This is a genomic window from Candidatus Tisiphia endosymbiont of Ptychoptera albimana, from assembly GCF_964026605.1.
Lineage (GTDB): Bacteria > Pseudomonadota > Alphaproteobacteria > Rickettsiales > Rickettsiaceae > Tisiphia.
Genome location: NZ_OZ032164.1, coordinates 46,801 through 61,600 on the forward strand (window position 1 = coordinate 46,801; position 14,800 = coordinate 61,600).

Consider the following 14,800-nt stretch of genomic DNA (forward strand, 5'->3'; position numbering starts at 1 on the left):
TCCAAAACTGGCTAGAATAATTTAAGTTCTTTAGAAAAATGCATTCTTGAAGTGCTTCTACGAATACATTTTAATCTATTATCGTTCAGATATTAGTACACATTTGCAGCACTTTAATTACTAAACCCTTAATACCTTTATGTATTTGTGCTAAAGGAGAATTTAACATAAAAGCAGGAGTAGTAACCAATCTATTATCTTCGTCCACGACTATATCTTGAGCATTACAAGTTTCTCCTGTTGCTCCTAGCTTATGTATCAGATCATTTGATTCTCCAAGGGTAACCTTAATTTTTGTATGATTTCTTAAGACTATAGCAAGTAAAGCAGGAGCAATACATATAGCTCCAATTGGTTTTGATAAATTATAGAAGCCTACTATTATTTCCTGTAAGTCTTTTGGTACTGTAGCATTTTCATTTTTAAGTCCTATATCAGACAAATTTAGTGCAGCACCAAACCCACCCGGTAATATTAAAGCATCAAAGTCTTCAGCACGTATTTGATTTAATGGTTGAATTTTACCACGAGCAATGCGTGCTGATTCAACTAATATATTACGCTCCTCTAACATTTTTTCTTGAGTTAGATGGTTGATCACATGATGTTGATTTTTATTAGGAGCAAAAATTTTTACATTTACATTATGCTTATCAAGTTCCAATAGTGTAAAAACTGTTTCAAAGATTTCAGCCCCATCTAAATATCCACAACCTGAAATAATTACAGCAACATTTTTCATAATATTTCTATAGTTTTTTTCTGTTTCTTACTTTAAGATTTGTAGCAACTTTAGTTGTTTTTGTTTTCTTACCATATGTTCTTGATGGTACTGTTGTCTTGACTATCAATTTATCAACCATAGTCTTATTATTTCTAGGATGGTCAAAATGGGTATCTAATAGTTTTACCATTTGCATATTTCTAGACTCAGCAGATTTACCACCAGTAACAATAGCAACCAAAGATTTATTTTGTCTAGTTGCTGCAGTAATCAAGTTATAGCCGGCTGGAGTGGTATAACCAGTTTTCAACCCTTCAACTCCTTCATAAGTTTCATTTACTTTATTATGTCCTCGTACAATATTGCCTCTAAAAACAAAGTTGTTTCTAGAGAAGAAAGCATAATATTTAGGGAAATCTCGCTTAATAGCTATAGATAGTTTAGCAAGATCTCGGGCCGTAGTTTTCTGACAAGGATGATGCCATCCAGAAGCGTTTTTAAAATAAGTATCTTTCATACCAAGCTGTTTAGCACGAATATTCATCAAACGAGCAAAATTTTCTTCAGTACCTTTAATATTTTCAGCTACTACCATAGCTACATCGTTTGCTGATCTAATAATTAGCCCGAAAATAGCTTCTTTTACAGTAATAGTTTCTTTTTCTTTAAGCCCTAATTTGCAGGGCAACATTTTCTCTGCATTTTTTGAAACATATAATCTTTGATTCATTGATAACCTGCTAGATTCTAACGCTTCAAATAACAAATACAAGGTCATTAATTTTGTCAATGAAGCAGGATATATTCTAGTAGTAGAATTTTTATCGTGCAGTATCCTACCAGTATTGTAATCTACGACAAGACTTGTTTGAGTTGGCGAAGACACAAGTTTTTTTGCAGCATAAACAGGATTTAGGTTTGTACTGAATGTTATTACGCAAGTAAAAAATAGCAATAATCGTATTAACATAATTTTACGTTTTAGAAATCTTTTTATTAAGATAGAACAATATTATAACTCCTGGCAAGGCTAGAATTATTGTTAAGATAAAAAAATTATCCCAACCCAACATTTTTACTAGGCTACCACCATAAATGGTGACTGTGTTATTAAATAAAGTACTACTACTGCTGAGTAAAGCATATTGCGATGCAGAATATTGTTTATTACACAATATGCTAATATATCCAACAAGTGCAGTCATACCCATAGCAGAAGCAAAATTTTCTATAGTAATGGCAATAAACAGAGATTCAGAACTTACTGGTTGATGATTTAACCAAATAAATGCGAAATGCGTGATACTCTGTATAATTCCCGTTATAATCAGTCCTTTAAAATTTCCAAGTCGGTATACAACTATTCCGCCAGCAAAAGACCCAGCAACTGTAGCTAGTACACCATAAAATTTAGTAATCAGTGCTATCTGTCCCTTTGTATAACCAAGTTCCATATAAAATGGCATAGATACTACAGCAAGCATAGCATCACCTAATTTAAAGAATATTACTGCTAGTAAAATAGTAACGGCATATTTCCTAACAAAGAAGTCCTTAAAAGGGTTAATTACTATTTTTGTTAGTGATAATAAAGATAAAATATCAACATTTTCTCGTAATAATGTAGGTTCATTGACAATAATTATAAAAATTGTTGCTACAATAAAAATTATACTCATAGCCACAAATGTAGCTGACCAATCACTTGTGGCTTCAGCAAAATATAAAGCCCCAGCTCCAGTAATCAGCATGCCAAGTCTATAGCCTAATACTGCCGTAGCACTTGCTATAGCTTGGGTTTCCTGATCAAATTTATCTATCCTAAGTGCATCAACACTAATATCAAATGTTGCTGACAAGAAACCAAGGCAAATAGTAAGAAAATATAGTAAAGTTAATGATTCATTAGGTAAAATTGTACTCATAGTGAATAGTACTAAAGATATTAGTATAGTACAAAGTATCAGCCAACTTTTTCTATGACCAAATTTCTTTAATAATGGTATATTAAAATAATCTACCAAAGGAGACCAAAAAACTTTTAGCGAATAGGATAGTCTTGCAACGGCAAAAGTGGTAATAATTGCAATATCAATATTAGAATCTTTAAGCCAAGCAACTAAGCTAGTGAATAATATAGCTAGTGGCATGCCACTAATTGCACCAAGAACCAATATTTCGAATAGTCTATAATCTTTTAAAATTCTTAATAATAACATTTATTCTTCTTTAATTTGTAGATTTCCTTCTGTTCTCTAAAGCCTTTCTTAGTTCAGTCTCGTCTGACGTTTTTATGGTATCTAATATAGTGCCTGAGGTTTTTATTGTAAGATTTATAGGTGTATTTTGATTACTAGAATTATTTAGATTAGGATTTAAGTCTGCTATATAGAAAGATAATATTGAAGATAATACCATATCCAAATTATATATATTTACAGCTAATGATGCAGCTCCGCTAGCATATTTTGTATTAAATACTAAGTCTTTCATTGTAACTATTCCATTTTTTAACTGAAGATTACCACGCAAATTATTCAATTCAGTTTGCCCTTGATACATAGATTTTGCTAAATCATCTTTTAAATACTTTAGACTATAGTCTTTATTATTAATTTTTTCTATCAATGAATCAACAGAGAAGTTACTAATCTTGGCATTTTTTACTACAAATTCTGATTGAGTGTTAAGCTCATACAATAATTCTTTTAAACTATTGCCATGAGTATCAAGTGTTCCATTTATGCTCATTCCACCGTAATTGTCTAGTAATCCTCTTGGCAAAACATTAGATAATTGAGCTAAATCAATAGAATTAAGTGCATAAACAAAGTTCAGAGTATATGGATTTAATAAAATATTACCTTCTGCTTTTAATTTACCAGAAAGTAGATTTGCTTCAAGGTTATCAATCTTAAATAAAGCATTATTATTTGCTAAAGCAAGTTTAACATTTTGTAATACTAGATCATTCTGAATTATTTTTGATAATGCACAATTTAATTTTAACTCTATTTTTTCTACGTCAAATTCATTCAATAAGTTATTTCGCAGATTAAGTAAAGATTTAGGGGTTAAAAAGTTAACATTAAGAGAACCATCATTTATTGTAATTGTTAGTTGCGGTTTAATGTTACTTGCTAACAAACTAGCACTAAGATTGATGTAATCACTATTGCCTCTTATATCAAGATTACTAATTCCAATATTACCTGGTGAGACATTTGCTAAGATATATGCTTTGCCAAATGAATTATTTCCTATAAGCAGATCATTTATAGTAATATCAAAATTACCTAAATAATCAGCTGTCCTAATCGGAATATATTTAGCTAAGTATGATTCATCTTTCATATTCTCCGACAAACTTTTAGCAAATTTGATCATTGGTGAGATTATCGGGTAATCGTCTCTATTTAAATCAATCGAAGAAAAGTCAATGGTCGCTATAAAATGCGGCATAGAACCAATAAATCTAGCAGTAATATTACCTGTAACTTTAGTGTTGTCAGTTTTTAACATAAGGTTTTGTAAATAGACATCTATTAAAGTTAGTTTTAAATCTGAAGATAAAATAAAAGCTGTAGGTTTTTTACTAGCTGCTTGTTTGTAACCTAAAGTATTCAACACAGAATTAAGGTCATTATGCTGCAAGTGGATTGTACCATCAAATATACTTCGTACTGAGTTTTGGGTTACATTACCTATCAATTGAAAACTGCCTCCAGATTTTATCATACTAGAGAAATCATTAACCACTAATACTCCTTTGTCTAAATTAAGCAAAATTTTGGTATTATTTAATACCTCATCGTTATTTAATATTATTTGATCAACTAAAATATCGGTTATGATTGATTTATTATCAAAAAGAAACCTTAACCCAAAGACTGAATTGCTAAATTGTTTAATATTATTGGATGAGGTAATCAGTGATCTTGCGTCTATCTTAGGAAAATATAATTTTATTGTACTAGTAACATCGTCACTTTTATTCAGATATATTGAGCCGTTACCTACTAGTGAATTAGACTCTATAGCTATATTTTCTAACTTAAGTAATTGTGGAGTAGGCAAAATATCAAATTTGATATTTATCTTTTCATTTTGATTAAATCTTCTAAATAAAGAATCTAAATCTGGCACTAGAATATGTAATATATCAGCTAAATTTTGTATTAAATATTCTGCTTTGCCATTTATTAGTTTGGAGTCTATATAGGTTTCTAGCAAATGAAAATTATAATCATTATTAGAGATAGTAAGATCGAAATTTATTTGGTTGGCCTTTTTCTCAAAAAACCCAGATAATTTTCCTACATATCCTCCATCCCCTTTGAATGAAGTGCTATTAGCAATAGAGTTATTTTTAAATAAAGAGCAATTCTTTAAAGTAAGAATAGGTTGATTATTTTTATTGAGAATAGTCAGGTTTTCAACATCAAAATTTATATCGATTATACCATTGGTTATGAATGAACTAACTAGCCTATCATGGTTTATAATGTCAAAATCTTGTTCATCTGAATATATTGTGGCACTATATATGGTTACAGCACTAATTCTTGGTCTGAAAATTAATAATGACCATGGGACAAAGCGAATTTCTATATTTTCTAATTCTAATTTCCCTTCCTCTTTTATGTGGTCAATAATCAAATAAGGTATGGGAAATTTAATTATTTTAATTTTTTTTAGATTCTGAGGAGAAATTTTTAATTCATTAACAAGACTATTACTGGCAGAAGTATAATCAACAAAGTTTACCTCAACTAATATAGTACATACTAACAACGAAATAGCAATAACAGTAAATATAATTACTTTTCTTATCATAAAATTATTATCTTCTAAGAACCAATATTACTAGGTATATATCAAAAACGTTAAAAATAAAAACTATATAATAAATATCTAACATGATGTGGGTAACAAACAAGGGGTAAGCAGACTAGGTGTGCATTTTAACACTTTTGTAATAATTTCTCCCTCAAAAAACTAGTTAAAGAGAGAGTTTTTTGGTGGTCGTATTCCAGCAACTTTAGTGAAAAAACGGCATGCGACGGGAATACAGACTTTTTATTGCAATGATAAAAATCCTGAAATCCGAGAGATATATGGTGGGCGATGAGAGACTTGAACTCCCGACCGTCCCGGTGTAAACGGGATGCTCTACCAACTGAGCTAACCGCCCCTTCTTTCAATTTAACGCAGATAATGACCTATCTCCCCAAAAAAATCAAGTTATTTCTGTAAATTATTTAGATTCTATAGCTAACCTAAAGTAAGGTCTATCTATTAGAGTATTTTAGATAGACCTTACTTTAGGTTAGCTATAGATGAACTACATGAGGTACAAATACGTACATTCTTCGCAAGTATTTGTGATAGCTCTCCTTCAAAGCAAAAGAGTATATATTAATCTTCAAAATTACTATCTTTAATCTCTTTCCAAGCTTCGAGAATTTCTTTTAACACTTCTTTATTTGTTTCAATTTCGTGGTCATCAAAATCACTTAATGATTTTATTAAGTCCTCAAGATCTTTTAGTGTTAATTCAGATATATCCTCATCGGAATAATTTTTTTCTAAACTTATAGCAATTTCGTCAACATCATGCCAATGCATTATTTTTACCTAATTATTTCCATAGGCATTACTATTACCATCTAACCATTCCTCTACCAATTAAATAATATATTAGTGCAGGCTTAAATATAGTATATTATTAAAGGGGGTGAGATTATTATGCAACTATATCTGTAAAATGCATCAATACTGGTTTAGAGATATAATTGATTTGTATAGATTTGTTTTTTTGTTTAAGATGATAGTCAATTAGATATTGAGGACTTTGGAGCATATATGGCAAAAACAGGTAAAAAAGAAAATAAGGTAAGGTTATTTAATATTAATGGTCATGTAGGTCAAAAGACTCAGCACAATATTATATTGGCTAATTCTTACTTAAACATACCAACTAGGGAGCTTAAATATAACATTCAAAATGGCAAACTAAATAAAGATAATATAATAATTGAAATATTGCACGAAGTTAAACAAGGAGAAACGCCTATACTTAATATTCAATATAATTCAAACATGGAAAAACCTATAGTTGATATAAATGATTTAGCAGCATTAAAAAAATCAGGTATTCAAACTTGTTTTACCTTTAGTAATTATAATGCATATAATCAAACTTTGCCATATTATAACTACTGGCCACCTCTTCTTACACAAGCCAATCACGTGTTTTTTACAAATGATAACGACCGAAATAATGCGATAACTCATAGGCATGTAGAACAAAAAAGAACTTCTTACATTCCATATATCCCAGTTACAAATTTAGTAGAGTCGGAAATTCTAAAAAGACCTCCTAACATATTAGTGTCGGGGAAATTGCCTAATAAAGAAAGATTGACTGAAGTTATACTTGCTACAAAAGAACTAGGTAGAAATACTAGAGTTATAGTAGCCAGCAATCCTGCATCTGTAGATGATGTGGCTAATATTATTACGACCAAATTTGGCATCAACGACCAAAATCAACAATTAGGTATTAAGCTAGAAGTTGAAGAAATCTTAAAAGATAAAATTGGTGGTGCTAAAAAACTAGAGCATTACGTGTCACAATTATCTGAACAATTCAAGAAAGATCTTAATATGACGGAAAGAAACCCTGTTGATATATATTTTGACCTATCTGATCCATTGAAGCTTCAGAATATTGCCAAACAAGCTAAATATGCTGTAATCCAAGGAGGCTCGGTTGAAAATTTGACTAATGGTTGTATCCCATTAGCTCAAGGTCATGGGAAAAGGGCTGACATTGTTGCTGAAGTTAAGCAAAGGGAAACTGTTTTTGGAATCAATAGCTTAACTATTAAGGATATGCAAGAGAATTTAAATGAGTATAAACAAGAAAATGCTAAAAGAATTACCAGTACTCTTCAGCAAGTGGCAGATGAAAGGGAAGTATCAACTAGACAAAATAAGATAGAACATTCATTGTCTGAAGGTAGCAAATTAACTAAACTAGATTATTTATATGACGAAGATGATATTGGCAACGTATTAAAAGCGTCTGTAGATCAAACAAAGGTTTCTATTGTTACTCATGCTTCTATAGGAGAAGAAAGTTTATTAAAGGACACTCTTTATAAAGCTGTGTATAGTGATTTAATAGTAGATAACAAAGAAGCGGTTATTATACCCCTTAATACTGGACACGAACATTGGGTTAGTTTAGCAATCACTAAAGACAAGGAGGGGGCTATAGTGTTTACCTATAATGATCCTAAGGGAACAGATATAGATACAAGAGTGGATTTAGTAGATATGGTTAAAGAAGTTTGTCCTGATGCTAAAATAGCAGATTTACAGACTGAGCAACAACAAAATGATAAAGATTGTGGAGCTTTCGTTGTGGATAATTTAATTAAAATGGCAAAAGGCAAAGCAATTCTTAGTACTGAAGAATCTAAAAACATAGGATCAACATTACGCCAAGCTCATGCAAAAGCAATAGACCTTGAGAAAGCCAAGCAAAAAGCTAATACCATTAGAGAATCAATAAATACCTATCCATCTCGTCCTACTACATCTCCTCCTGCTATTAGGAACAATAGCCGTCCTAGAGCAGTTGGTTCTGTCAGGTAGTATTAAAGTTTTGGGGTCACGATGTTAAAAGAATTTTTCATAAAATTCAGTGATCTTTTCTTTAACCTTAACAGGATCAAGCATCATATTAATCGCACCTCTGAATTCCGCTGAATTTGCTAAACCACTACTATACCAACCTATATGTTTTCTAGCTAACTGAACGCCAGTATCGTTTCCGTAATATTCTAGCATGGCATCATAATGATTTAGTATCACTTCTAACTGTTTTGCCATGGAAGGGGAGGGGAGTTCTTCTCCTGTTTCAAGATAATGGGCTATTTGAGAAATAAACCATGGTCTACCATATACTCCCCGACCAACCATTATGCCATCAGCACCTGATTTTTGTAAGCATTCCTTAGCTTTAGATAAGGAGGTAATATCTCCATTAGCGATAACTGGAATCTTTACCGCATCCTTAACTTGCCTTATAAACTCCCAATCTGCTTGACCAGAATAAAACTGACATCTTGTTCTACCATGGATGGTAATCATTTGTATACCAGCATCATAGGCTATTTTTGCCAGATTTGGTGCATTCTTAGTTTGATCATCCCAGCCAGTACGCATTTTTAAAGTTACTGGGATTTTTACCGTTTTGACCGTAGTCTCTAAAATTTTTGCCGCTAATTTCTCATCTCGCATTAAAGCCGAACCAGAATAGCCATTTACTACTTTTTTAGCTGGGCAACCAAAGTTTAAATCAATAATCTTGGCTCCCATATCCTCAATCGTTTTAGCTGATTCTGCTATTATATCAGGTTCACATCCAGCAATTTGTACACATGAACCAGTAGCGTCGTCTTGAATGATTGCACATCTTTGCAAAGATTGCCTTGTTTCAATAATCATTGCCCTACTTGCTACCATTTCAGAGACTACCAAACCTGCACCAAATTTTCGTACTAATTTTCTAAATGGTAGGTCAGTGACCCCAGACATTGGAGCTAATATCACCGAATGAGGTAGTTGAATATTGCCTATTTTTATCATAAATATATTTTCATTACTTATAAGTAGCTTTTAATTATAGAATAATTATTATAAATTATAATAAGATACCACAAACTAATGCTATCACTAAGAAAAATTTTTAGTATTATCTGCAGGATATTGTTATATAATATTATTGAGCATTTTCAGCTAAGAAACTATATCATGAAAATCAATGTAGAGATTATTCGAGCTTGTCAAGATTGGAAAAATCAAAAATTTATCAATAAACTATTAGTGAAGAAGGTTGTTGGTGCTATACTGAGTAAATATAAAAATTTCAAGGGAGTTGCAGAGTTTGAGTTAGCAATATTACTGACTAATAATAATGAAATGTTAAATTTGAATAGCCAATTTCGTGGCAAAGCAAAAGCTACAAATGTACTATCATTTCCTGATATAGAATTAGACTTTCGGCATTTACTTGAATTTACTCCTAATGTACATTATATGTATTTGGGGGACATAGCTTTTGGCTATGAAATAATTCAAAGTGAAGCTATAAGTCAAAATAAAGCCTTTGGAGATCATTTTATCCATCTTTTGGTACATAGTATTTTGCACTTACTAGGCTTTGATCACCAAGATAACGAGGAAGCAGATATTATGGAAAATTTAGAAGTAGAGATATTAAAGAGTTTTGCTATTGCTTCCCCATATTAGCTTTTGTTCACTTCTTTGAAAAAAGAAAACCTTGCATCTATTCATTCTAAAAGGGATATGCTGAAAAATTCTTCAAAAATTGTTACTCTTAAATCTTTTTTCTCTCGGCTGTTTTCTAAAGAGAAGCTAGAGGATAATTTTTATGATGCAATTAAAAAGCTAAAATCTAACAGTAAAAAAATGACGTTAGAAGAAAAAAAGATTTTTATGAATCTTCTGAAATTTGGTCATAAAACTGTAGAAGATGTAATGATCCCTAGATCTGATATTAAGGCAGTAAAATTAACTGCCAGTATAGATGAGTTAAGCCAAATGCTTAATAGCAAAATACCTAATACTAGAACATTAGTTTATGATGAAACTTTGGATAATATAGTAGGCTTTATTCATATAAAAGATTTATTCAAGATACTTATTACTAAGCAACTTATTACAAATCAAGAGTTGCAGCTAAAAAAAATAATTCGTAAACCTATCATTTCTGCTCCTTCAATGAAATTGATAGATTTACTAGCAAAAATGCGAAGAGATTGTGTACAGATCTCGATAGTTGTGGATGAATATGGTGGAACTGACGGTATTGTAACCATGGAAGATATTATGGAGGAGATAGTTGGCAGAATAGATGATGAGCATGATAAGAAATCGGATAATGATAGTTTCAGAATTATCAATAATAATACTATTTTATCAAATGCTCGAGTGAAAGTTGAGGATCTTGAATCAGCTCTAGGTGTGAAACTAAAACTTCAGAATGATGAATTTGATACAATTGGTGGTTTGGTCTTAGCAAAAGTAGGTAATGTCCCTTTGGTTGGTACTAAAATTGATATTGAGCAGCAGGTTGAACTTGAAGTAATTGATGCAAGCCCAAGATCACTTAAACAAGTTAAGCTGCAGTTAAAAAATGGTACAATATTACCTGATAATACCTTATGATTATTACAACTAATTTGGCCATGAGCTATGGTACAAAAATATTATTTACTGATGTGAGCTTGCATATTAAGAAAGGTAATAGGTATGGGCTTGTTGGAGCAAATGGTGCTGGTAAATCTACGTTCTTTAAGATTTTGCTTCAAGAGGAAGAGGCTAGTATCGGAGAATTTACCTGTGTCAAAAATGCACGTATAGGATGTTTAAAGCAGGATCAATTTCTTTATGAAAATACTTCAATTATTAATACCGTTATTGCCGGTAGAAGTGAATTATGGCAAGCACTGCAAGAAAAAGAAAAATTATTAGCAATTGATCAATGTGATGAGGAAATCGGTTATCGATTAGGTGAGTTGGAACAAATTATAGCTGACAATGATGGATATATATCAGAAATTTTTGCAGTTGAGTTACTGCTTGGTTTAGGAATACAAGAAAAATATCATCATCAGCCTTTATCCGTTCTATCCGGTGGCTATAAACTTAGGGTGTTACTAGCACAAAGTTTATTCAATAATCCTGATATATTGTTACTTGATGAGCCAACAAACCATCTTGATATAGTCTCAATTTATTGGCTAGAAAATTATCTAAAACAGAAATTCAAAGGTGCTTTGGTATTTATTTCACACGATCTTGTTTTTCTTAATAATATTTCTACACATATTCTTGATATAGATTATGGTACTATCAAGATTTATACTGGTAATTATGATATTTTTGTTCGTGATAAACAGTTGGTTACCGAACAAAAGCTTAAAGAATTCTCTCATTTAGAGAAAAAAATTGCTGTTATGCAGAGTTTCGTTGACCGGTTTAGAGCGTTGGCCACTAGAGCTAGACAGGCTGCATCCCGAGAAAAACAAATAGAAAAAATGGAATTACCTGACATCCAAAGAAGTTCGCGTGTTAGTCCATATTTTAATTTTAAGCAAAAAAGACCATCTGGAAAATTAGCGTTAAAAGTTCAGGGTATTTCTAAAAGTTACGAGGATAAAAAAATATTAAATAATGTGAATTTTACTGTCTCGCGTGGAGAAAAAATTGTTATTATTGGTCCAAATGGTATTGGTAAATCCACTTTGCTTAAGATTCTTATTAATAAAATTTTTGCTGATTTAGGAAATTATGAATGGGGTTATGAAACGCAAGTTTCTTATTTTGCTCAGGATCATCATGAATTACTAAATGAAAGTATGAGTGTTATTGATTGGTTATCCAACCAAATACCTACTGAAAGTGATAACGTGCTACGTAGTGTATTAGGTCAATTATTATTCCGTAAAGATGAAGTAACTAAGAATATTTTAAATTTGAGTGGAGGAGAAGGAGCACGTTTATTACTAGCAAAAATTATATTGGAAGAAAGTAATATATTGGTATTAGATGAGCCAACTAATCACTTAGATATTGAATCTAAGGATATGTTAAAAAAAGCTCTAATTAACTACCAAGGAACTCTAATATTAGTAACTCATGATCGAGATTTTGCTAGCAACATAGCCACAAGGGTTATTGCTCTATCCCACCGAACTATCACTGATTTTAAAGGTAAATATCAGGAATATTTGCATAAGTATGGTAATGATTATTTGGATAGTAGTTGGGTGTTGGCAAATAAGAGAGTGAAATAGTATAGTAAACTCAGGTTACTTTAGCAATTGGAGATAATTATGATAGAAAATACTGAACTATTGAAAGAGTTTATGGTTAAATGTTTAGAAGAAAAAAAAGCAGAAGATATAGTAGTAATAGATATAAGACAAAAAACTACATTAGCTGAATATATTATTTTTGCAAGCGGGCGTTCAACTAAAAATGTTGGAGCAATTGCTGAATATTTAGCTTTAGAGTTAAAACATCAAGTTAATATCGATACTAATATTGAAGGACTTGGAACATCTGAATGGGTATTAATAGATGCTGGAAATGTATTAGTTAATATTTTCTATCCAGAAACTAGAGAGTATTTTAAGTTGGAAGAGATGTGGAGCAAAAAATAAATTAAAAATATTAGATTTTTTACTGAAAACTACTTAGTGTATTTAAAAAATAATGTATTAATACTTCTAGGGAAAAGGTGTAAATGGAAGAGCATATTCTTATCAATATTATAATTTTAATAGGAACAGCTGTATTTGTTGTAGCAATACTTAAACGCCTTAATCTAAGCCCAGTTTTGGGTTATTTAATTGCAGGAGCGGTAATTGGAGACCATGGATTCAAGATTGTAACATATGATCAAACAAAATTACTAGGAGAATTAGGAGTAGTTTTTTTACTTTTTGCTATAGGTTTAGAATTATCTTTTGAAAGATTAAAGGTAATGAGGCGGTATGTATTTGGTCTTGGCTCACTACAAGTGTTAACTACAGCTATAGTGATTGCTGCCGCTGTTGTACTAATCAGCGGTAATAGTAGTGCTGCAATTATTATTGGAGGTGGTCTTGCTTTATCCTCAACTGCCCTTGTTATGCAAGTTATTGAGGAAAGCCGTAGCCAATCAACTCAACTAGGTCGTATATCCCTGGCTATCTTGTTGTTACAAGATTTAGCAGTTGTGCCATTGCTAGTTATGGTACCACTATTTGCTAGCAATAGTAAAGATTCGTTAGCGATAGCTCTAGGAACAGCTTTGCTTAAGGCTATCATAGCACTACTTGCAATATTTGTTGCAGGTAGAGTATTACTAAGACCTTTATTTGGGTTAATTTCATCGGACAATGGCGATATAAACGAACTACCAATTTCCATGACTCTATTGGTAGTTCTCTCTGCAGCTTGGGCCACGGAATATTTTGGTTTATCGCTTGCTTTAGGAGCTTTTGTTGCAGGTGTTTTGGTTGCAGAGACAGAATTTCGGTTGCAAGCTGAAGAAAGTATATACCCTTTCAAAAGCTTATTGCTAGGGCTATTTTTTATGAGCGTTGGAATGAATATTGACGCTCAAGAAATATACGCTCAAATATCAATTATACTAACTTGTTCTATTGCCTTGATTGTAGTAAAAACACTAATTATTGCCGCCTCTTGCATTTTATTTGGTTTTAATAAAGGAGTAGCCTTGCATGCAGGTTTATTATTATCACAAGGTGGAGAATTTGCTTTTATCTTATTCGGTCTTGGTAAAGAAACTCAGGTTATTAGAGAGAGTACTGCTAATGTTCTGTTATTAGTGGTGACATGTACTATGGCACTAACTCCATTACTGGCAATTTTAGGAAGAAAACTTGCTGAAAGACTTGATAAACAACTTGGCAAGACTCCAATACAAATTATAGAACTTGGAGCAAGAGATTTAACAAACCATATAATAATTGCCGGTTTTGGTAGTGTTGGTAGAATGGTAGCATTAGTATTGGAAGCTGAAGGAATCAATTATATAGCACTAGATGTTAATGACGAGATTGTAAAAGCAGAAACAGCTAATGGCTTTCCAGTTTTTAAAGGAGATGTATCACAGATTGATACGCTAAAAGCTGTGGGAGCAGAAAGGATTTTAACTCTAGTACTTACAATGAATAATAGTGTTACTATCAAAAAATCTCTTCGAACAATTTCAAGTCATTTTCCAGATCTTGAAGTTATTGTAAGATTAAAGAATCTAGAGAAGGCTAGAGAATTTTATGATGCTGGAGCAACAACAATCATACCAGAGAATTATGAGACGGGGTTACAGCTTGGTGGAACAATTTTAAAATTTATTGGTCTTAGTGAATATGAAATAAATCGTATCAAAGGGCAATTTAGATCAGGTAATTATGTAATAGCTAAACGAGATGATGCTTTGCGTGAATTAGAAGAGAATGATTAAGA

Annotated in this window: 12 protein-coding genes and 1 tRNA gene; 6 read left to right on the forward strand and 7 right to left on the reverse strand. The window is 31.6% G+C overall.

Annotated elements, in window-relative coordinates; all coding sequences use genetic code 11:
• Positions 1–85 precede the first annotated feature (85 nt).
• The 6 genes from elbB to iscX all read right to left on the reverse strand — a co-directional run bounded on the left by elbB (position 86) and on the right by iscX (position 6,352).
• A complete protein-coding gene (gene elbB, locus AAGD36_RS00210) occupies positions 86–742 on the reverse strand; it encodes an isoprenoid biosynthesis glyoxalase ElbB (protein WP_341748401.1) in 657 nt (218 codons plus the stop codon).
• 7 nt (positions 743–749) lie between these two features.
• Positions 750–1,694, reverse strand: a complete 945-nt coding sequence (locus tag AAGD36_RS00215) for a D-alanyl-D-alanine carboxypeptidase family protein (RefSeq protein ID WP_341755447.1) — start codon at positions 1,692–1,694, stop codon at positions 750–752.
• A gap of 4 nt (positions 1,695–1,698) precedes the next feature.
• Entirely contained in the window at positions 1,699–2,943 is a 1,245-nt protein-coding gene (locus tag AAGD36_RS00220; protein WP_341755448.1) for an AmpG family muropeptide MFS transporter, read from the reverse strand.
• A 10-nt stretch (positions 2,944–2,953) separates the two neighbouring features.
• Positions 2,954–5,560, reverse strand: a complete 2,607-nt coding sequence (locus AAGD36_RS00225) for an AsmA-like C-terminal region-containing protein (protein ID WP_341755449.1) — start codon at positions 5,558–5,560, stop codon at positions 2,954–2,956.
• A 282-nt stretch (positions 5,561–5,842) separates the two neighbouring features.
• A tRNA-Val gene (locus tag AAGD36_RS00230) sits at positions 5,843–5,918 on the reverse strand.
• Between the two features lie 224 nt (positions 5,919–6,142).
• Positions 6,143–6,352 (reverse strand): Fe-S cluster assembly protein IscX, encoded by a 210-nt coding sequence (iscX, locus tag AAGD36_RS00235; protein WP_341747867.1) that lies wholly within the window; start codon positions 6,350–6,352, stop codon positions 6,143–6,145.
• Between the two features lie 237 nt (positions 6,353–6,589).
• Here iscX and AAGD36_RS00240 point away from each other — a divergent pair, with 237 nt between their 5' ends.
• The gene (locus AAGD36_RS00240) at positions 6,590–8,389 is read left to right on the forward strand and encodes a Ulp1 family isopeptidase (protein WP_341755450.1); all 1,800 of its coding nucleotides are present in this window, start codon (positions 6,590–6,592) and stop codon (positions 8,387–8,389) included.
• Positions 8,390–8,413: 24 nt separating this feature from the next.
• On the opposite strand, the gene dusB is transcribed toward AAGD36_RS00240, so the two are convergent.
• The gene (gene dusB / locus AAGD36_RS00245; protein ID WP_341755451.1) at positions 8,414–9,385 is read right to left on the reverse strand and encodes a tRNA dihydrouridine synthase DusB; all 972 of its coding nucleotides are present in this window, start codon (positions 9,383–9,385) and stop codon (positions 8,414–8,416) included.
• A gap of 165 nt (positions 9,386–9,550) precedes the next feature.
• On the opposite strand from dusB, the gene ybeY reads away from it, so the two are divergent.
• The 5 genes from ybeY to AAGD36_RS00270 all read left to right on the forward strand — a co-directional run bounded on the left by ybeY (position 9,551) and on the right by AAGD36_RS00270 (position 14,798).
• Positions 9,551–10,048, forward strand: coding sequence for an rRNA maturation RNase YbeY (gene ybeY / locus AAGD36_RS00250; protein ID WP_341751562.1), 498 nt, complete (start codon positions 9,551–9,553; stop codon positions 10,046–10,048).
• A 3-nt stretch (positions 10,049–10,051) separates the two neighbouring features.
• Complete coding sequence (locus AAGD36_RS00255; protein WP_341755452.1) at positions 10,052–10,987, forward strand: hemolysin family protein; 936 nt, start codon at positions 10,052–10,054, stop codon at positions 10,985–10,987.
• Positions 10,984–12,618 (forward strand): ABC-F family ATP-binding cassette domain-containing protein, encoded by a 1,635-nt coding sequence (locus tag AAGD36_RS00260; protein WP_341755453.1) that lies wholly within the window; start codon positions 10,984–10,986, stop codon positions 12,616–12,618. Before AAGD36_RS00255 ends, AAGD36_RS00260 begins: the two co-directional genes overlap by 4 nt.
• 39 nt (positions 12,619–12,657) lie before the next feature.
• On the forward strand, positions 12,658–12,987 hold the full coding sequence (gene rsfS, locus AAGD36_RS00265) for a ribosome silencing factor (protein ID WP_341751565.1): 330 nt from the start codon (positions 12,658–12,660) through the stop codon (positions 12,985–12,987).
• Between the two features lie 83 nt (positions 12,988–13,070).
• Positions 13,071–14,798 carry a cation:proton antiporter gene (locus AAGD36_RS00270; protein WP_341751566.1) on the forward strand — a complete coding sequence of 576 codons (1,728 nt, stop codon included), beginning with the start codon at positions 13,071–13,073 and terminating at the stop codon, positions 14,796–14,798.
• The last annotated feature ends 2 nt before the right edge of the window (positions 14,799–14,800 follow it).